This is a genomic window from Rhodocytophaga rosea, from assembly GCF_010119975.1.
In the GTDB taxonomy this organism is placed as follows: domain Bacteria; phylum Bacteroidota; class Bacteroidia; order Cytophagales; family 172606-1; genus Rhodocytophaga; species Rhodocytophaga rosea.
Map to the genome: position 1 here is coordinate 3,647,343 of NZ_CP048222.1, position 21,073 is coordinate 3,668,415.

Here is a 21,073-nt window from a genome sequence, read left to right on the forward strand (position 1 = left end):
AGAGTTTTTTTATTTTTGTGAAATTTTAAACAAAAGCCTAAATTTTCAATGATTTTTGGCTTTACTTTTATGCAAGATACTTTAGCACTTCTGCAGATTCAGGCACATAATCCATCTTATAGCACTGGTTTACATTGGGGAAAGCCTGACACTGGTGCCAAGCATGATATTTATTCTCCTATTGATGCCCAGTTAATCGCTTCGGTCCAGATGGCTTCTGCAGACGACTATGAAAAGGTAGTACATACAGCCGAAAAAGCTTTTGTAGAATGGCGTAAAGTCCCTGCACCAAAACGAGGAGATATTGTCCGGCAAATTGGAGATGAATTACGTAAGCACAAAGCAGCCTTAGGAAAATTAGTTAGCTATGAAATGGGTAAAATCTATCAGGAAGGCTTAGGAGAAGTACAGGAAATGATAGATATCTGTGATTTTGCTACCGGATTAGCCCGGCAATTACATGGACTTACTATGCACTCTGAGCGGCCCGAACACAGAATGTATGAGCAGTATCATCCTTTGGGAATTATAGGTATTATATCTGCCTTTAACTTTCCTGTAGCAGTATGGTCATGGAATGCCATGCTTGCAGCAATATGTGGAAATGTATGTATCTGGAAGCCTTCCGAAAAAACACCGCTAAGCGCTATTGCCTGTCAGCGTATTTTAGCGAAAGTGCTAGAAGATAATAATTTACCGGAAGGTATTTTTAACTTGATTATTGGTGATGCAAGTACAGGCCAACGGATGGCAGAAGACAACCGATTGCCTTTAATTTCGGCTACAGGTTCTACAAGAATGGGAAAACAGGTAGCAAAAACAGTAGCAGGCCGGCTTGGAAAAGCCCTTCTAGAATTAGGTGGAAACAATGCCATTATTATCACTCCCCATGCTGACATAGAGATGGCTGTAAGAGCCTCAGTTTTTGGTGCAGTAGGGACTTGTGGCCAACGATGTACGACCACCCGAAGATTAATTGTACACGCTGATGTGTATGAATCTGTGAGAGAAAAACTGTTACATATTTATAAGCGCTTGCCTATTGGTAATCCACTAAACGAGAATAAATTGGTTGGCCCACTCATTGATAAAGATGCAGTACAAGCTTTTGTATCTGCCATTGAAAAAGTAAAGCAGGAGGGTGGCAATGTGCTTACTGGAGGAACAGTTCTTAGTGGAGAGGAGTATGCAGCCGGTACTTATGTAATGCCTGCCATTATTGAAGTAAAGAACGAATATCCTACGGTTCAGGAAGAAACTTTTGCTCCGATCTTATATTTAATACGCTATGAAGGAGATGTACAAAGCGCTATTGACATACAAAATAATGTGAGACAAGGACTTTCTTCTGCAATTTTTTCCAATCACTTACATGAAGCCGAAGCTTTTTTGTCTTCCATCGGTTCGGATTGTGGTATTGCCAATGTGAATATTGGAACCTCAGGTGCTGAAATTGGTGGAGCTTTTGGAGGCGAAAAAGAAACCGGAGGGGGTAGAGAGTCCGGTTCTGACGCCTGGAAAGTATATATGCGCCGTCAGACAAATACAATCAATTATGGAAAGACACTTCCCCTGGCGCAGGGGATCAAATTTGAGGTTGTATAAACTTACGTATGTACGTTTAATCTTACTTGTTAAAAAAATTAATTTTTTTGCATTTATACATACATTATTTATCTTTAACCATTAACACTCAAGAATAATCATAATATCTCAACTTTATATAAATAAGTATGCCTGAGCAAAAAACCAAGTATAATGCCATTATGCTAATCGACGATAATGAGATAGATAATCTTATCAACCAGAAGATTATAGAGTCGTCCAATATCTGCAAGAATATATTCACTCACACTGGTGGAAAGAGCGCTATTGAATTCCTGAAAAATATGGAGAAGATTGCGGCTTCGGTACCTGGATGTTTGCCAGAGATTATTTTTCTCGATATAGATATGCCTTTGATGGATGGATTCCAGTTTCTGGATGAATTTGACAAGCTATCGAAAGACACCAAGCAATATTGTAACGTGGTGATGCTAACTTCTTCCATCAATCCTCAGGATATGAATAAGTCTAAAAAATATGACTATGTTAAAAAATATGTAAATAAGCCTTTAACACAAGATAGTTTAAATAAGCTAAGCATATAAACTTTTACTAAGCTCAAAAAAGAAGCCTTGCAAATTGCAAGGCTTCTTTTTTGAGCTTAGACTCAAATTATGTAGTGAGTCTAGCAATAAAGCTTTCATCCATTTTGATATAGTTGGAAATAGAGAAGCCCTCTTGTTCAGTACGATTCAGTTTGTCGACTAAAGCACGGATTTTTGCTGCTTTTCCATTCTTGCTATCATATAAAGATGTCTTAAGAATTTTGGTAAATACCAGCATACGCTCGCAATTGTCTTTACCTAGTATTCTGATTTGTCTCTGAATACTATTTAACAATTGGCTAAATAATTCATAATCATTTAATAAGCAATATTGTAGGGCAAGTAACAGCTTAACTTCTAGTTGTGCCTGCGGATATTTTTTAAGGCTCAAATCATTTAATAAATTGTTAATCCATTTAGATGCCTCATCATACTTATTGGCGTAATAACACGAAAGCGCCCGATAAGTTACATATGATATATATTTGGGTAAATCATGTGTATCTACTTCAAAGTCCTGGAATAAGCCTTCGTTTTCTTCATACATTAAATGTTCCGCGTCCATACGGATATGGCGGTTCACTTTTGTAAATAGAAACTGCGAAGGATATGTGTATAGACTATAGTTAGTGAGTAGGGTGCTGATGGCATCGTTTACTTCATCGAAGTATTTTTCAGCTTTTTTGTATACTTTATAATGCGTGTAATACTCTAGTTTAAGGAATTCAAATACTAGTTTGAGATGATAGTAAATAGAGTCGAGGCTATACTGAGTAAAGATTTTTTCCACATTGGCCAGAATGTCTTCAATGGGTTCTAAATCATCTTGTGTTTTCTCAATCTCATCTTCTACAAAGAGACGGTGGAAAATACTCATGCAATGCTGGTAAATATACAAGCGGTGAGACTGATATAATCGGCATACATTATCCATTTCCCTATGTAACAGGGTTAATTCAAGTTTTTCAGTTGAATTTCCTGATAAGGTATACAATCCATATTTTTTGAAATATTCCGCCAGCAGATCCTCTGCTTTATCTATGGCCAACATATAGGCAACATGCCGGTTATACAACTGTGAGTAGTTAAACAGTTCCGGCGTGTTGATGTGGAGCTTTTTGAGTGTCTTGTAAATAACGGTTAATTCGTTAGATAAATCATAATCCAGAAGTTCCTTTTCCAGTTTCTTCAGCGTTGCAACAGCAATAGCTCTCTTCTTAGTAAATATTATTTCATTAATATTAGCCACCTTTTTCAGCAGGTCAGTACGAGGACTTTCCATTTGCTGCAAAAGATATTCTTCTATTTTTTGATTTAATCTGGAACGCAGGGTATAATAAGCATTGGTATTTACTTCCAGTTGCTCCATTATTTTATTATCTGAAAGCTGCTTTTCCCGCATAAATTTTAGCAAGTACGCCGATTTTTCAGCGTTACTCGTCATCAACGAATCATATATAGCTTTATAGTCTTCCAGTGACAACTGTTTAATAATATTCTTTAGTTTAGCCATAAAATTTATTTACTAAATTATACCGTTATAATTGCTGTTTATTTAACAAGGATATGAATTATTTTCTTTCCAGAACTAATTTGTTAGGGCAATGTAATAAAAAGAATGAAAAAAGAAATCATACTATATTATAAAAAATGTAAGATATTTAACATTTTGAATCAATATAAGTACATTATATTCATCCATTTGCGGTAATTTTGGAATTTAGTAATAAAACCATGAAGATTGTATCCCGCATTATGTTGCAAGATTTTGACACATATTATCAGTTACCTCGATAGATTTTTTGGAAGCCTTGAGGCCAACTCTGAATTGGCGAAATTCTGAACGTTGAAGAATACAGCATTCGCGCTATGATTTGTACAGATGATGGAGAGGTAACCGGCTTTGTGCATCTGCATTTTGATTTATCTGCCAAAATACAAGTACGGTTTTTTGTTATAGATAGCAAGTACCGTTAAAAAAGTGCTGAAAAATTCTGATGATACATCTTAGCTAAGCAAAACGACACTTCCAAACTTGTATTAGATATTTAGTAGAAGACATTATCTTTTTATAAAAACCTAGGCTACAAAATTTTGGACAATAACTTTATGCAGTTTGGAGACATGCAATACTACAGGACGGATTTTTTTATAAACAACTTACTTATTTTTACCCTTCGCTTCCTGCTGCCTCATAGGCATAGCATCAATTGTCTGAAATAAGTCATCTGCTTTTAATGGTTCATCAGAGCGACGTTTTTCTCCACCATCTTTTCCTATGAGAATAATACAAAAATTTTGATCATGTATTTCGAACTTTTTTCTTATAAAAGTTTTATCCATATAGTTAAGATTATTGATTGATATATATAAAATTTCCAAATCTCTATCTTCTACACCAACTTTTTTTGTTTCTAAATTACTTTTCTGTGCTAAGAACTCACTCTCATAAGAAGAGGAAGCCATTACGAGAATCACTCTCTTTTGCCACTTTAACGATTGGAGTCTTTCCTCTAATGAGCTGCTTTGATTAATTTGAAACTGACATAAAAGAGTGCCTGATATAACAAGTACAATTCCAATAATATAAGTTGTAAACATATTTTTGTTTATTAAAGTATTCCCTTCAAACGAACCTAAATCTTATTAGTTGAGTAATACTACTGTAACAAACCAAATGTTTATTTTGTTAATTTTGCGCATTCAAACCCTTTAGTATTGAAAATTCGAGACTTTTTAAAGCTATATCAGGAAGATAGTTTCATTCAAACCATTGCTCAAAGCATTCATCGAACTACCAAAGAACCTGTAAGTATTCAAGTAAAGGGATTAATAGGTAGTCTGGATGCTGTGCTGGGTACAGCATTACATTTTATTCAATCCAGGCATCATTTATATATATTGCATGACCGGGAAGAAGCGGCTTATTTTCAGAACGACCTTCAAAGCCTGTTGGGCGACCAGGAGGTTTTGTTTTTTCCTACTTCTTATAAAAGACCTTACCAGTTTGAAGAGATAGAAAATGCGAATATCTTACGCCGGGCGGAGGTATTGAACCGGATGAGCCAGAAAAGCAGTAAAGAAATAATAGTTACCTATCCGGAAGCACTCACTGAAAAAGTAATTAATAAACGTTCGCTGCGGGAAAATACATTTTCGGCTAAAATAGGTGATAAGCTAGATACTGGCTTTGTAAGTGAGTTTTTGGTGGGTTATGATTTCGACAAAACGGAATTTGTGTATGAGCCTGGTCAGTTTTCTATCCGGGGTGGTATTATTGATGTATTTTCCTATGCGCATGACCTGCCTTACCGCATAGAGCTCTTCGGCGATGAGATAGAAAGCATCCGCACCTTTGACCCTAATACGCAGCTTTCGGTAGAAAATGTAAAAGAAGTTTCATTGATTCCGGATGTTCAAACCAAACTATTACAGGAATCCCGGGAATCTTTTCTGGATTTTCTGCCAGAGGAAACACTAGTATTTGTTAAAGATATAGAGTTTACACTTGATACTATTCAGAAATATTATGAAAAGGCAGAACAGAGTTTTCAATTGATATTACAGGAAAGCGGCAACACAAAAATAGTAGCTCAGCCGGAAGGTCTGTTTGAAACAAGAAAAACGTTCCTTAGCCAGTTAAAAGAAAAAGACATAGTTGAATTCGGCAAACGATTTTATTTTAAGAATACAACCAAATTTACCTATCCATCCTCTCCCCAACCTTCTTTCAACAAAGATTTTAAACTCCTCATCGAAAATCTGCATGACAATCAGTCGCATGAGATTTCAAATATCATCGTAGCTGATTCTGTGAAGCAGATGGAAAGACTGCGGACTATTTTCGATGAACTGGATCCTTTTGTTAAGTTTCAGTCTTTAAATATATCGTTCCGGGAAGGCTTTGTAGATAAACAGTTGCAACTCGCTTGTTATACTGATCACCAGATTTTCGAGCGTTTTCATCGGTACAAAACCAAGGACAAGTTTTCCAAAACTAAATCACTTACATTAAAGGAGCTTCGCACTTTACAACCTGGCGATTACGTAACCCATGTTGATTATGGAATTGGCCGTTTTGCAGGATTGGAAAAAGTAGAAAATAATGGCCGGGAGCAGGAAGCCATCCGATTGGTATACCGGGATGATGATTTGCTGTATGTGAGTATTCATGCTTTGCATAAGATTGCTAAGTACACTGGTAAAGAAGGCGCTCCTCCAATAATGAGCAAACTGGGTTCGCCAGACTGGGAAAACAAGAAAGCCAGGGCAAAAAAACAGGTAAAAGACATTGCCAAAGAATTAATAGAATTATATGCCAAGCGCCGGTCAGCACCAGGATATGCTTTCAGTAGAGATAATTTTATGCAGGCAGAACTGGAATCTTCCTTTATATATGAAGACACCCCTGACCAGGCTAAAGCTACTACCGATGTAAAAGCAGATATGGAACAGCCTCATCCGATGGATAGATTAGTGTGTGGAGATGTAGGCTTTGGAAAAACTGAAGTTGCCATTCGGGCTGCTTTCAAAGCCGTTTGCGATAATAAACAAGTGGCTGTTTTGGTGCCTACCACAGTTCTGGCTATTCAGCATTATAAAACTTTTAAAGAAAGACTGGAAAAATTTCCTGTCAAAATTGAGTATATCAACCGCTTTAAAACCACCCAGCAAATCAAGGAAACCCTCAAAAGAGTGGAGGTTGGCGAAACAGGTATATTAATAGGTACACACCGGATCGTGAGCAAGGATATTAAGTTTAAAAATTTAGGCTTAATGATTATTGATGAGGAACAGAAGTTTGGCGTAAAAACTAAAGAAAAACTAAAGGAGATGCGGGTAAATGTTGATGCTTTAACCCTTACAGCTACTCCTATTCCCCGAACTTTACATTTCTCTTTGATGGGTGCGCGTGATTTATCTATTATTGCCACTCCTCCACCTAACCGGCAACCAGTAACCACTGAACTTCATATTTTTAATGAGGTTTTAATTAGAGATGCCGTTAGTTTTGAATTGCGTAGGGGAGGGCAGGTATTTTTTGTACACAACCGGGTAAGTGATATTGAAGCTATGGGTAATTTAATTTTGAAACTCGTCCCTGATGCAAAAATTGGAATTGCACATGGACAGATGGAAGGTGATCGCCTCGAAAAAGCAATGCTGAAATTTATTGAAGGCGAATTTGATGTACTAGTTTCTACCAATATTATTGAATCAGGGCTGGATATTCCTAATGCCAATACTATTATTATTAACCAGGCACATATGTTTGGCTTATCTGATCTACATCAGATGAGGGGTCGTGTCGGAAGATCGAATAAAAAGGCTTTCTGTTATTTGCTTACGCCAGCCATTTCTGCCATGACTACAGATGCTCGAAAAAGGCTAAGCACACTGGAAGAGTTTTCTGAGCTAGGTGATGGATTTAAAGTTGCCATGCGGGATCTGGATATTCGGGGGGCGGGAAACTTATTAGGTGCTGAGCAAAGTGGATTTATTTCTGACCTTGGTTTTGAAATGTACCATGATATTCTCGACAAAGCTGTTCAGGAATTAAAAGAATCTGAATTTAAAGATTTGTTTGTAAAGGAGTTACCTGTAAAAGAACTGGTCACAGATTGTGTAATTGAAACAGATTTGCAGATATTGATCCCAGAAAAATATGTAACAAGCATTTCTGAAAGGCTGAGTTTATATTCCCAATTGGATAACATTAAAGATGAAGAAGCTTTACGAAAATTCCAGCAATCGGTAACAGACCGGTTTGGTCCCTTACCTGACGAAGTACATGATCTGATTGAAATTGTGCGTCTGAGGTGGATTGCTGAGAGAATTGGCCTTGAAAAGATGGTGATTAAGAATGATTCCTTAAAGGGCTATTTTGTTTCATCAGAAAATGAAGCTTACTTTAAATCTGATAAATTTAGTCGGGTGTTACAATTCTTACAAAAAAATCCTAAAAAAAGCCGTCTAAAAGAAGCAAAAAATAAACTGTTTATTATTTTCGATAATATTTCCTCTGTTAAAAGTGCGATAGAAGCCTTATCACAAATATAGAAATATTAGCAGGTTACTGGTTTAGCGTTTTACCATTAATGTACAATTTGTGTTTATTTATTACACAGTCATTTTTTTACCATCTATACATTTATTATTTGCGTGAATTAGATGAATTTAGCATCAGATATAATACCCAATTGCAGATTAGCGTTTAATATTGGCAAAGTTTTAATAATTGTATATCTTAGCAATCCCCAATAACATTTAAAAACAGGTTATGAATAAGTTTTTTGGATTATCGAAAGGCATTCTCCTCCTTATGGGTGTACTTGTCTTTGCTTCGGCTTGTAGAAAGTCTAAACATCCGACGGCTGCTAATCCCGGCCAAGAAAGCACAGCTACGGGACTAGCATATAATGAGGATGACGGTTTTCAGGTACCTGACTTTGAAGGTCAGCCTGCCGGACCTAACCTTGTATTTATTGAAGGTGGCCGTTTTACTATGGGTTCTGCTGAAGAAGATATATTAAACACCCGAGATAACCGTGAAAGAACGATTAGTATACAATCTTTCTTCATGGATGAAACAGAAATTGCTAATATTCACTGGTTAGAGTACTTATATTACATTGAGAAAGATTCAGGTGGCGTAGATGGTGAATTCTATCAGTCTGCTTTACCAGATACTACAGTGTGGGCTAGTGAACTGGCTTACAACGATTCATATGTAGACCATTATTTAAGATATCCCGGTTTCAGGTATTTCCCAGTTGTAGGCATTTCATGGGTACAAGCGGTTGATTATTGTACCTGGCGTACTAATACAGTTAACTTTAAATTAGCTCAAGATGCAGGTGTAGATCCTCCAGCGAATGGTGGCCGTATTCCTTTGGAAACTGGTGTTGTACTACCAGATTACAGATTGCCTACTGAAGCGCAGTGGGAGTATGCAGCAAAAGCTTTGATTGGTACTCAATATTTAGATGAAAACCAGACAAATGGAAGATTGTATCCCTGGGATGGCCATGCATTAAGAAATCCATATGGCAAACAAATGGGTACTTTTTTGGCCAACTTTAAAAGAGGCCGTGGTGACTATGCAGGTATTGCTGGTAGATTAAACGATGGTGCATTAATTACCGATCAGATCTATGCCTATCCACCTAACGATTTCGGTTTATACAATATGGCTGGAAACGTAAATGAGTGGGTATGGGATGTATACCGTCCGCTTTCTTTCCAGGATTTTGATGATTTAAACCCAGTGAGAAGAGATGGCTTTCTGGATAAAAATTCCAATTATGATAAAGCTAATTTTGGCTCATTGATTGATGATTCTGTACGTGTATACAAAGGTGGTTCATGGAAAGACGTAGCTTACTGGCTGGCTCCAGGTACCAGAAGATATCTGGAACAAGATTCTGCCACAGCTACTATTGGTTTTAGATGTGCTATGATTAATGCAGGAACAAACAGATAACATTTAAATATATCAGTAAAAAGCCTTCAATATTCTTGAAGGCTTTTTTTATGCACTGGCAATTGCTGCTATACTTACTTCTTTACAGCCTTCATCCAATAATAGTGTAGCACAAGCTTCTAAAGTGGAACCTGTAGTTACTACGTCATCTATTAACAAAATCCTCTTGCCTGCGATTTTCTGTTGATTCTTAATCTCGAATACTTTTTCTACATTTTCCCATCTCTCCAGCCGCTTCTTTTTTGTTTGAGTTTCACTGGCTGTATTTTTCACTAAAACTTTGCCATCCCATTCAACAGACATAACTTCCGACATGCCTTTAGCAATGGTATCACTCTGGTTATATCCTCTTTTCTTTAGTTTAGAAATGTGCAAGGGTACCGGAAGTATTAAATCAAATTCTATATGCAATCCCTGCTCTTTCAACTCATGACCATACCAATAACCCAGCAATTCACCAACCTCCGCATAACCATCGTATTTCAATTTATGTAATGCTCGTTGAACTTGTCCTTTTTTAGAAAATTTCAAATATGCCCAGGCATACTTCAAGGATAGTTTACCCCAGAATTTCCTGGCTATAAAATTCTCTGCATCCTTATGCGATTCTGTTCTTGGAAGTGTATGCCGACAATACATACAAATTAGTTTTTCATCTTTTACCAACCCATCTTCGCACATCAAACAATACTCAGGAAATATCAGGGATATAAAATCTTGCATCATATTACTACTTATTTTACTTACACTAATATTTTGTATGTATGATTCTGATACAACTTTCAATTGCTGTTTTTATAACATTTAACATATATTTAGTAGTTTAGCAATGAATTAATGTGGAAAGTGCAATAATGAATATTGTAGAAAGTTTCAATGAATATAGAAGTCAGATGAATGAAAAGATTCTCTCATCTGATAATATTATTCTAAAAAGGTTATTCAATCTGGATACAAATTGCTATGCAGCCGGGAGTGTAGATGTGATCACTAAAGAAATGATTGGGCTTGCTTGCTCGATGGTATTACGGTGCGATGACTGTGTAAGGTATCATTTAGGCAAATGCAAAGAACTTGGTGTAAGTAATGAACAGATTTATGAAGTTTTTGCAATAGCTAATTTGATAGGAGGGACAATTGTTATTCCACATCTCAGGCGAGCAGTGGAATATTGGGAAGCTTTACAGGAGGCGTAACTATGAAGAAATCTCAAGATATCGCTTTAGAAGAAAAGTGGGAACACTTATTAGATAAACTCCGTCAGCTTGTCGGAAAAAAGCCTGCCGACTTAAATGCTGTGCTTTTTTTAATTGGTGTTCAAGAACTGGGAAAGGGGATTAGAAATTTCTCTAAAGAGCAGAAGCAAGACCTGATGCATATTGCCGTTTGTAAGCTGTTAAGCAGTCTTGGAATTTATGAGTTTGAAGGTTTAGATGAACAAGGCTGGCCTCATTGGAAATTGGTTAAAAAGCTTCCACATGTAGACCTGCTTGAACAAGAAAGCCTGCTTAAATCTCTTGCTATTGATTACTTTGAAGAATTAGATTCTATTTAACAGACGACTGCTTATAGTTTTTCAATACATGAAAATAATATCCTATAATGTGAATGGTATTCGCTCAGTTATCTCTAAAGGATTTATTGATTGGGTAAAAGCTGTTGATTCAGATATTATTTGTTTACAAGAAGTTAAAGCGGATATAGACCAGATAGATTTGTCACCCTTTACTGAAATGGGGTATACTCCTTTCTGGTTTTCTGCCAGAAAAAAAGGCTATAGTGGTGTAGCCATATTTTCAAAGCATATGCCTGTAAGCGTTACCTTAGGTTGTGGAATAGATTGTTACGATTTAGAAGGTCGGGTAATTAGATTTGATTTGAAAGACTTTTCTATCATCAATACTTATATGCCCTCTGGCTCTTCAGGTGATTCCAGACAGAGCTTTAAAATGCAGTGGTTAAGCGATTTTGAAGAGTATATTCGTCAACAAAGAAAACTAATTGAGAATATAATTGTATGTGGCGATTATAACATTTGTCATCAATCCATTGATATTCATAATCCTAAATCCAATGCCAATAGCTCTGGTTTTCTTCCTGAAGAAAGAGAATGGATAAGTAAATTTTTGAATTCTGGTTTTATTGATTCATTCCGGTATTTTAATCAAGAACCTCATCATTATACCTGGTGGAGTTACAGAGCAGGTGCACGTCTAAAGAATTTAGGTTGGCGCATAGATTATCAAATGGTAACGCAGCCTCTACAAGCCAGACTCAAACGATGTGTAATTTTATCTGACGTGAAATTTTCAGACCATTGTCCAATTCTATTAGAACTACATTCATAACTACTCAACAACTTTAGCAATACAGTACATTTTAATCTTGTCAAATGAAGCTCACTTATTATATTCTGCTATTTATTGCCATTCTATCTTCCTGCGAAAGCGCTAGTAACACTTCAAGTTCCGAAGCGAATACTCCCAAAGAGGCTAAGGGAGGGAGGAACTATGGCGGCGTATTCCGGATTAGCGAAGCTGAATATATTAAAAGTTTGTATCCTCCTAATATTACAGATGCCTTTTCTTATAGGGTCGCTACTCAGATTTATGAAGGACTTTTCAAGTTTGACCAGACTAATTTAAATGTAATTAACTGTCTGGCTGAAAGTCATGAAATAGATGCCAATGGAACCTTATACACAATAAAATTAAAGAAAGGTGTATTTTTTCATGATGATGCTTCTTTTTCTGATGGAAAAGGACGCGAAATGACAGCTGAGGATGTAAAATATTGCTTTACCCAAATTTGCACCCAACATACCGATAACCAGAGTTTCTCTATTTTTAAGGATATACTTAAAGGTGCTAATAAATATTTTGAAGCTAGTGCCGGTGGAAAAAAGCCTAGTTTCGAAATCGAAGGGATAAAAGTACTGGATAAATATACTGTTCAACTCCAGCTTGAAAAACCTTCTTCTATCTTGCTATTCAACCTTGCCCGTCCCGGAACTTTCATCTATCCGAAAGAAGCTTATGATAAATATGGAGTGGATATGCGTATCCGGACAGTTGGAACTGGCCCATATAAACTCTCAGAAGCCGATGTTGATGAGGGGGTATCGCTTGTTTTGAAAAAGCATAACCGCTATCATGGAGTAGATAAACACGGAAATCAGTTGCCCTTTTTAGATGCAGTAAGCATTCAATTTATTAAAGATAAAAAAATTGAATTGTTCGAGTTCAAAAAAGGAAATCTGGACATGTTATACCGCCTTCCTACCGAATACATTATTGAAATTCTGGAAGAGATAAACAATCCATCTGGTAGCAATGGTGAATATGCACAATTTGAGTTGCAAAGGGCACCTGAAATGATTACTCAATTTCTATCTTTTCATACACAGGAAGGGGTTTTTAAAAATAAAAATGTACGGAAAGCATTCTCATTTGCGATCAACCGCGATTTAATTCTGGAACAGATTCTGAATGGAGAAGGTTTTGCAGCAGGCAATCATGGCGTAACCCCTCCATCTTTTAATAATTATGATATCAATAAAATTAAAGGATATAGTTTGAATATTGATTCTGCCAGATATTATTTAGATAAGGCTGGCTTCCCTAACGGAAAAGGATTTCCAGAAATTACACTTCAACTTAATGCTGAAGGAGAGCGAAATACAAATGTAGCGGTTGAAGTACAAAAACAATTAAAGGATAATTTAAACATCAATATTAAATTAAATGTAGTTCCACTTGCTCAATTGATTGAAAACAGCATTAGTGGCAATTTCGCATTTACCCGTACAGCCTGGCAAGCTGATTTTCCAAGTGCTGAAAATTTCTTATGGTTATTTTATGGAAAAGAGGTTCCTAGTTCATCTTCAGAGAAATCTTTTCCAAATATAATGCGTTACAAAAGTTCAGCGTTTGATAAATTATATGACCAGGCTTTGAATGCAAAGTCTGTTGAAGAAGCTAATAGTTACTTTCTTCAGGCTGAGCAGATACTTATGAATGACGCTCCCATTGTTGTATTATGGTATGATGAAGGGTATAGGCTTATTCAGTCGTATGTTAAAAATTTTCCTAACAACCCTATGCAATATAGGGACTTAAGTGAAGTTTATTTAGAACAAGCTAAAGATTCCACCAAAGACTTATAACATGCTGATTATATTTCAGGTATAAGTATTTAATTCTGGAATTTATTTAGTAAATTCTTGCTTTCGTAATTAATACTAATATCCTAAATATATGTCCGGCGCATCTTACCAAAATCTTGTAGATAAGCTCACTGCTTATAAGAGAAAATATTATAGCAATTTATTAATCAGAGGTATTATTGTGTCAACAGCATTACTTCTGAGTGCTTTTCTTATTGTAAATACGCTGGAGTATTATGGTAATTTTAATCCAGTTTTACGTGGTTTACTATTCTTCTCCTTTCTTAGTTTATTTCTATTTTCAACAGTATATTGGATTGTTAACCCAATCTTAAAATTATACAATATTAATCATCCCCTTTCTGATGAGGAGGCTGCCGTACAAATAGGTAAATTCTTTCCTGAGATAAAAGATAAGCTTTTAAATACTGTACAATTGCACAGCTTAAGTCATTCTCAAAATGAATTGCTCCAGGCAAGTATAGCCCAAAAAACTCAGTCATTAAGTATTGTAAATTTTAAAGATGCTGTAGACTTCCGTGAAAATAACCGTTATGTGAAATATGTAGCAGTTCCTTTTGTTATTATTGTTTGTCTTTTTATTTTCTCTCCTCAGTTCCTCACCGAGAGTTCTGCACGTATTGTTAATTTCAATAAAACTTATGTGCCTGCGGCTCCTTTTTCATTTCTTCTTAAAAACTCCTCTCTTGACGTTTTTAAGAATGAAGACTTTACTGTGTATTTGAATATGCAAGGCAAAGCTATTCCTGAAAATGTTTTTATTTCCTATAATGACAGACGATATAAAATGACTTCACTAGAAGGAAATAGCTTTTCTTATACTTTTTCAAAAATTCAGAAAGCAATAGATTTTTCTTTTGATGCAGCAGGATTTAATTCTACCTCTTTTTCACTTAATCTTATTACCAGACCAAGCCTTACACAGTTCAATGCTCAGGTAAATTATCCTGTATATCTTAACCGGGCTAACGACAACTTTAATAATGTTGGAAATTTGGTCGTTCCAGAAGGATCGCAGATTACCTGGTCATTTTCTTCTGTTGAAACTGATAGTTTGCTTGTTGCATTCGACAATAACACCGATTTCGTTTCTGCTCAGAAACGTTCAAATAACAAGTTTCAATTCACTAAAGAGGCTGAATCGTCTTTGCCGTATCAAATCAAGCTTAAAAACACATATGGTGCCAATAAAGAAGATATTAAGTATTATTTAGAGGTAATTCCTGATCAATATCCCAAAATCAATGTTGAATATTTCAGGGATACAACTTTGTATAACTATATTATTCTGGGCGGAAATATAGCTGATGATTATGGTTTAAATAAACTATCTCTTCACTACAAAGTCATCCGTTCTGATGGGTCTACAAATCAAAACTTTCGTTCAATGGCTATTGGCATTCAGCCTAAACAAGCTATTCAGAAATTTTATTATCAGTGGGAACTTGATTCACTTAATTTGAATCCTGGCGAAAAGCTTGAATATTTTGTTCAGGTATGGGATAACGATGGTGTAAATGGCAGCAAAAGCACTCGTTCTACTCATTTTACTTTCCAATTACCTACCGAAGCTGAATTAGAGAAGGATCTAATTAAAGAGGTAGATCAGACAAAAGGCGGAATGAGTTCTGCACTTAATAAGGTAGATAAAATTAAAAAAGAAATTAATAACCTGGAGAACCGCTTGAAGTCTAAAAAAACGCTCGATTTTCAGGATAAGAAAATGATTGAAGATTTACTCAATAAGAAAGCGGAGTTGATGAAAGAAGTAGAATCGCTTCAAAAACAGGTAGATGAGTTAAATCAAAAACGAGAACGTTTTTCAGAAAGTAGTCCTAAGTTGACCGAAAAAGTAGAGCAGTTACAAAAGCTAATGGACGAATTACTTGATGATGAAACAAAAAAACTATATGATGAACTTAAGAAATTACTTGAGTCTAATAGAAATAATGCATCCGATTTACTGGAGAAAATAGATAAAAAGGAGGCCAACTTTGAAAAGGAAATTGCCCGTGCTCTTGAGATGTTTAAACAAATTCAGTTTGAACAGAAACTAGAAAAAGAAATCGCCGACTTAAACAAGCTGGCTGAGGAGCAGAAAGAACTGAGTGAAAAATCTTTGGATGATAAAAAAACCAAAGAAGATAAAAAGAGTAATGATGATAAACTAAATGAGCAAAAAAAAGATGAGAAGTCTACTGACAAATCCGAAGTTTTAAAAGAACAAGCAGAAAAGAACCAGGAGAATAAAGATGCTAACAAAGATAACCCTGAACAATCCTTGAAACAGGATGAAAAACAAAGTTTAGAAGAAAAACAAAAAGAATTAAATCAGAAGTTTGAGGATACTAAAAAGGCTTTGGAAGAGCTTAAAGAGCTAAACAAATCTATGGAAGAGCCCAATGAAATGCAAAACACTTCTGAAGAAGAGCAGAAAATTTCTGAGGAACAACAAAATAGCATGGAGCAACTTCAGAAAAATCAAAATAAAAAGGCTTCCCAATCTCAGAAAAATGCTTCTGAACAAATGCAGGAAATGGCTGAAAAGTTATCTCAAATGCAGAGTGAGATGGAGATGGAGCAAACTCAAGAGAATCTTGACCATTTGCGCGATATTCTCGAAAACTTAATTACTCTTTCTTTTGATCAGGAAAAACTAATGAAAGATTTCAGAAATGTTAATCTTTCTGATCCACGTTTTGTAAAACTTTCTCAGGAACAACTTAAGTTAAAAGATGACGCTAAAATAATTGAGGATAGTCTTTATTCCTTAGCCAAACGCGTTTTCCAAATTGAATCATTTGTAACACGTGAAGTAAGTGCAATGAAAGAGTACATGGATGAGAGCGCAGAAGGCATCAAAGAAAGAAGGCTTAACATTGCCACTGGCAATCAACAGTTAGCTATGACATCTATGAATAATTTGGCACTTTTATTAAATGATGTTTTAAAGCAATTGCAGGATCAGATGTCTTCAATGGCTAAATCTGGTAAAAAGCAAAAAGGTAATAAAAAGACTCCTGGTTTAAGTGAGTTACAACAACAATTGAATAATAAAATTCAACAATTACAACAAAGTGGTAAATCCGGTAAAGAACTTTCAGAGGAATTAGCAAAATTAGCAGCTGAGCAAGAAATGCTCCGTAATGCTCTTCAACAACTTCAAAAAGGCCGTGCTAAAGATAAGGGTAAAAATGAAAAAGGCGGTGAAGGTGAAGATGGCACATTGAGTGATATCCTGAAAAAAATGGAAGAAACTGAAAAAGAATTAGTTAATAAGAATCTGAATAATCAAACTATTAACCGTCAAAAAGAAATTTTAACCAGGTTGCTAGATTCTGAAAAAGCACAAAAGGAGAGGGATGAAGAAGAGCGTCGTGAAGCGGAACAAGCTAAGGAAAAACCCCGAACTCCACCTTCTCAGTTTGCTGATTATATCAAAGCAAAGGAAAAACAGATTGAATTGTTAAAAACAGTACCCCCTTCATTGTCTCCTTATTATAGAAAAGAAGTTGATGAGTACTTTAAAAAAATAGATTAAAATTTGTTTAATTTTGTTTCACAATTAATTATATCATAATTATCTAATGGAATCTATTAACATTCAAATTCCTTCTTTAATCGAAAATATTAGAATTATTGAAAGCTTTATTGATAACGTGAAAGACCTTTATAATATAGATGACGATATCTATGGCAATATTATGATTGCTGTTACCGAATCTGTAAACAATGCTATTAAGCATGGCAACAAAGAAGATAAAAATAAGAATGTTAATCTCTCTTTACATCTTCGTGAAAATCTCGTTAAGTTTATTATTGAAGATCAAGGTAATGGATTTGATTTCTCTTCTCCTCCTGACCCTACTTTACCTGAAAACATTGACAAACCAGGAGGAAGAGGTATATTTCTTATGAAAAATCTTTCTGATGAAGTTCACTTTCTTAATAATGGGCGTACTGTTGAGCTAATTTTCTATTTTAATTAATGCTTACTTCTAACATTGAATTTTTTTGTGAAGATATTTCATTTTCTCTTCCTAACCCCACGCTTATTTCGGAATGGATAATCTATACTATTCATTCCGAATGCTATAAATTTGAATCTTTAACAATTGTTTTTTGTTCCGATCAATACCTTCTCTCTATTAATCAAAGTTTTCTTCAGCACGATTTTTTTACTGATATAATCACTTTTGATAATTCCGATGTCGAAAGTGTTATAGAAGGTGATTTATTTATCAGCATAGATCGAGTTTCAGAAAATTCTAAAACTTATAATAATTCATTCATTGAAGAGCTTTATCGTGTTATCATCCATGGCGTATTACATTTACTCGGATATAACGACAAAGCCTCCATAGATAAAATTTTAATGAAACAAAAGGAAAATTATTATTTATCTATACTTAAACTCTAAATGTTCCACGTGGAACGTTTTTTTATAATAATTCTAATGTTCCACGTGGAACATAAATATTAATAAGATATGTTCAAAGAATATGATGTTATTGTAGTAGGGGCAGGTCATGCCGGTTGTGAAGCTGCAGCAGCAGCTGCAAATATGGGATCAGATGTATTATTGATTACGATGAATATGCAAACTATAGCGCAAATGTCTTGTAATCCGGCAATGGGAGGTGTAGCAAAAGGTCAGATCGTAAGAGAAATTGATGCATTAGGGGGTCAATCAGGAATAATAACGGATAAAACAATGATCCAATTTAGGATGCTAAATTATTCTAAAGGGCCTGCAATGTGGAGTCCAAGAGCACAGAGTGATAGAATGAAATTTGCAGAAGAATGGAGATTGACCTTGGAAGGGATTGAAAAATTAGATTTTTGGCAAGATATGGTTAAAAACTTGATTATTAAAAATAAGAAAGTTATAGGAGTCAAAACATCAATTGGAGTAAATATTTATAGCAAATCTGTAGTGTTAACAAATGGAACATTTCTGAATGGATTAATACATATTGGAGAAAAGAATTTTGGGGGAGGAAGAACAGCAGAAAAAGCAGCAACAGGTATAACTGAACAATTGATTGAATTAGGTTTTGAATCGGGTAGAATGAAAACAGGAACTCCACCAAGAGTAGACGGGAGAAGCTTGAACTATGAAGTTATGGAAGAACAGAAAGGAGACGAAAATCCAAGTAAGTTTTCTTATACAAATACGCCAAAGTTATCAAAACAAAGGAGTTGCTATATAACATATACAAATACTGAAGTACATGAGATTTTAAAAACCGGTTTTGATAAATCACCTATGTTTACAGGACGAATTCAAGGCCGGGGTCCAAGATATTGCCCTTCTGTAGAAGATAAAATAAATAGATTTTCAGATAAAGATAGACATCAAATTTTTGTTGAACCTGAAGGATGGAATACAGTAGAAATATATGTTAATGGTTTTTCTACATCACTACCTGAAGATATTCAATACAAAGCTTTGAAAAAAATCCCCGGTTTTGAAAAAGTAAAAATGTTCAGACCTGGTTATGCCATTGAATACGATTACTTTCCACCTACACAACTGAGTGCAACCTTAGAAACTAAACAAATTGAAAATTTATATTTTGCAGGTCAAATTAACGGAACAACAGGTTATGAAGAAGCGGCTTGTCAAGGTTTAATGGCGGGGATAAATGCTCACAATAAAGTAAAAAACAAAGAGCCTTTAGTTTTAAAAAGGTCGGAAGCGTATATAGGAGTGTTAATAGATGATTTAATAAACAAAGGGACAGAAGAACCTTATCGTATGTTTACTTCAAGAGCAGAGTACAGAATTTTACTTAGGCAAGATAATGCCGATGTACGATTGACAGAGATAGGATACAATATTGGTTTAGCATCACAAGAAAGATTAGAATCCATGAAAAATAAAAAAAAGAAAGTTGAAGAGCTCATTCAGTTAATAAAATCTACGAAAATTCAACCTGAAGAAATAAATCCATACTTAGAAAGTATCAGTACAGCGACAATACGAGAAAAAACTTCAGTATACAATTTATTAAAAAGGCCAGATGTAGATATCAAAATAATAGAAAATCAGGCGATAATTCAGTTTAGTAGTCTAAATAGTTACGAAGCTGAAATAAAGGAACAAGCTGAAATTTCAATTAAATATGAGAGCTATATTGAGAAGGAACAAAAAAATGTTGAAAAGTTGAATGAATTGGAAGGACTAAGAATCCATAATAATTTCAACTATGATGCCTTGATAGCAATGTCAAAGGAGGGAAGAGAAAAATTAAAGAAAATTAAGCCAGAAACCATAGGCCAGGCATCACGAATTAGCGGAGTATCTCCCTCAGACATATCCATACTTATGGTATATATGGGGAGATAAATTGTAAAAAGAATTATGTTAGAAAAAATTGAGAAATGTCCGGTATGTAATTCTGAAAATTATTATATGGACATCATTTGTAAAGATTATGTTATATCGCAAGAAGAATTTCAAATTGTAAAATGTCAAAGCTGCAATTTTAGGTTTACCAACCCTCGTCCCGGACAACAAGAGATTGGCAAATATTACCAATCAACAGATTATATATCTCATCAGGATGATAATGAAGGAGTGATTAATAAATTATATTATATAGTAAAACAGAAGAATTTAAATAGTAAATTACAGTTAATCAATGACTTATATAATAAAGGAAGTGTTTTAGATATAGGTTGCGGTACGGGATCATTTTTAGAAATATGTAAAAAAGATGGCTGGATTACAGTAGGAATTGAGCCAGATGAAAAAGCCAGAAAAAAAGCAGTTCAAAAAACACAAGGTGAGGTAAAAGAAAATATATATGAATTGCCTTTTCAAAAATTTGATATAATTACGATGTGGCATGTATTAGAACATGTACATTTATTAAATGAAACAATAGAAAAAATAAAGCAGTTATTAAATGAAAATGGTAAGCTTATAATTGCCGTTCCAAACAGGGATTCATACGATGCAAAAAGATTTGGAACTTACTGGGCAGCATATGATGTACCAAGACATTTGTATCATTTTACTCAAGAAACTTTGATGCAACTAATGAAAAAACACCAATTGAAGATATTTAAGGTTTTGCCAATGAAATATGATGCATATTATATCAGTTTAATGAGTTTAAAACACAAATATAACCAGACAAGATTCGTATCAGCCATTACAACAGGATTATTATCAAACAAATGGGCAAAGAAAAACAATAATAATTACTCAAGCCTGACCTATATATTCTCCAAATAAAATTATTT

The 21,073-nt window shown here is 34.9% G+C and carries 16 protein-coding genes; 13 read left to right on the forward strand and 3 right to left on the reverse strand.

Annotated elements, in window-relative coordinates; genetic code table 11:
- Positions 1-69 precede the first annotated feature (69 nt).
- The gene (gene amaB, locus GXP67_RS15240; RefSeq protein ID WP_197901690.1) at positions 70-1,605 is read left to right on the forward strand and encodes an L-piperidine-6-carboxylate dehydrogenase; all 1,536 of its coding nucleotides are present in this window, start codon (positions 70-72) and stop codon (positions 1,603-1,605) included.
- A 128-nt stretch (positions 1,606-1,733) separates the two neighbouring features.
- Positions 1,734-2,150 (forward strand): response regulator, encoded by a 417-nt coding sequence (locus GXP67_RS15245; RefSeq protein WP_162443914.1) that lies wholly within the window; start codon positions 1,734-1,736, stop codon positions 2,148-2,150.
- Between the two features lie 67 nt (positions 2,151-2,217).
- On the opposite strand, the gene GXP67_RS15250 is transcribed toward GXP67_RS15245, so the two are convergent.
- Positions 2,218-3,663, reverse strand: coding sequence for a hypothetical protein (locus GXP67_RS15250; RefSeq protein WP_162443915.1), 1,446 nt, complete (start codon positions 3,661-3,663; stop codon positions 2,218-2,220).
- A 647-nt stretch (positions 3,664-4,310) separates the two neighbouring features.
- Entirely contained in the window at positions 4,311-4,751 is a 441-nt protein-coding gene (locus GXP67_RS15255; RefSeq protein ID WP_162443916.1) for a DUF4174 domain-containing protein, read from the reverse strand.
- Between the two features lie 117 nt (positions 4,752-4,868).
- On the opposite strand from GXP67_RS15255, the gene mfd reads away from it, so the two are divergent.
- Entirely contained in the window at positions 4,869-8,210 is a 3,342-nt protein-coding gene (gene mfd, locus GXP67_RS15260) for a transcription-repair coupling factor (protein ID WP_162443917.1), read from the forward strand.
- A 262-nt stretch (positions 8,211-8,472) separates the two neighbouring features.
- Positions 8,473-9,633 (forward strand): gliding motility lipoprotein GldJ, encoded by a 1,161-nt coding sequence (gene gldJ / locus GXP67_RS15265; RefSeq protein ID WP_394351977.1) that lies wholly within the window; start codon positions 8,473-8,475, stop codon positions 9,631-9,633.
- A gap of 48 nt (positions 9,634-9,681) precedes the next feature.
- Here gldJ and GXP67_RS15270 read toward each other — a convergent pair whose 3' ends face one another.
- A complete protein-coding gene (locus GXP67_RS15270) occupies positions 9,682-10,359 on the reverse strand; it encodes a ComF family protein (protein WP_162443919.1) in 678 nt (225 codons plus the stop codon).
- Between the two features lie 128 nt (positions 10,360-10,487).
- Here GXP67_RS15270 and GXP67_RS15275 point away from each other — a divergent pair, with 128 nt between their 5' ends.
- The 9 genes from GXP67_RS15275 (at position 10,488) to GXP67_RS15315 (ending at position 21,065) form a co-directional block, all read left to right on the forward strand.
- On the forward strand, positions 10,488-10,829 hold the full coding sequence (locus GXP67_RS15275; protein ID WP_162443920.1) for a carboxymuconolactone decarboxylase family protein: 342 nt from the start codon (positions 10,488-10,490) through the stop codon (positions 10,827-10,829).
- 2 nt (positions 10,830-10,831) lie between these two features.
- A complete protein-coding gene (locus GXP67_RS15280) occupies positions 10,832-11,188 on the forward strand; it encodes a hypothetical protein (protein WP_162443921.1) in 357 nt (118 codons plus the stop codon).
- Between the two features lie 28 nt (positions 11,189-11,216).
- Entirely contained in the window at positions 11,217-11,981 is a 765-nt protein-coding gene (gene xth, locus GXP67_RS15285) for an exodeoxyribonuclease III (protein ID WP_162443922.1), read from the forward strand.
- Positions 11,982-12,025: 44 nt separating this feature from the next.
- Positions 12,026-13,798 (forward strand): ABC transporter substrate-binding protein, encoded by a 1,773-nt coding sequence (locus GXP67_RS15290; RefSeq protein ID WP_162443923.1) that lies wholly within the window; start codon positions 12,026-12,028, stop codon positions 13,796-13,798.
- 91 nt (positions 13,799-13,889) lie between these two features.
- Positions 13,890-17,360 carry a DUF4175 family protein gene (locus GXP67_RS15295; RefSeq protein WP_162443924.1) on the forward strand — a complete coding sequence of 1,157 codons (3,471 nt, stop codon included), beginning with the start codon at positions 13,890-13,892 and terminating at the stop codon, positions 17,358-17,360.
- A 46-nt stretch (positions 17,361-17,406) separates the two neighbouring features.
- Positions 17,407-17,808 carry an ATP-binding protein gene (locus GXP67_RS15300; protein WP_162443925.1) on the forward strand — a complete coding sequence of 134 codons (402 nt, stop codon included), beginning with the start codon at positions 17,407-17,409 and terminating at the stop codon, positions 17,806-17,808.
- Positions 17,808-18,239 (forward strand): rRNA maturation RNase YbeY, encoded by a 432-nt coding sequence (gene ybeY / locus GXP67_RS15305; RefSeq protein WP_162443926.1) that lies wholly within the window; start codon positions 17,808-17,810, stop codon positions 18,237-18,239. Before GXP67_RS15300 ends, ybeY begins: the two co-directional genes overlap by 1 nt.
- A 69-nt stretch (positions 18,240-18,308) precedes the next feature.
- Complete coding sequence (gene mnmG / locus GXP67_RS15310) at positions 18,309-20,171, forward strand: tRNA uridine-5-carboxymethylaminomethyl(34) synthesis enzyme MnmG (RefSeq protein ID WP_162443927.1); 1,863 nt, start codon at positions 18,309-18,311, stop codon at positions 20,169-20,171.
- Between the two features lie 15 nt (positions 20,172-20,186).
- A complete protein-coding gene (locus GXP67_RS15315) occupies positions 20,187-21,065 on the forward strand; it encodes a class I SAM-dependent methyltransferase (protein ID WP_197901691.1) in 879 nt (292 codons plus the stop codon).
- The last annotated feature ends 8 nt before the right edge of the window (positions 21,066-21,073 follow it).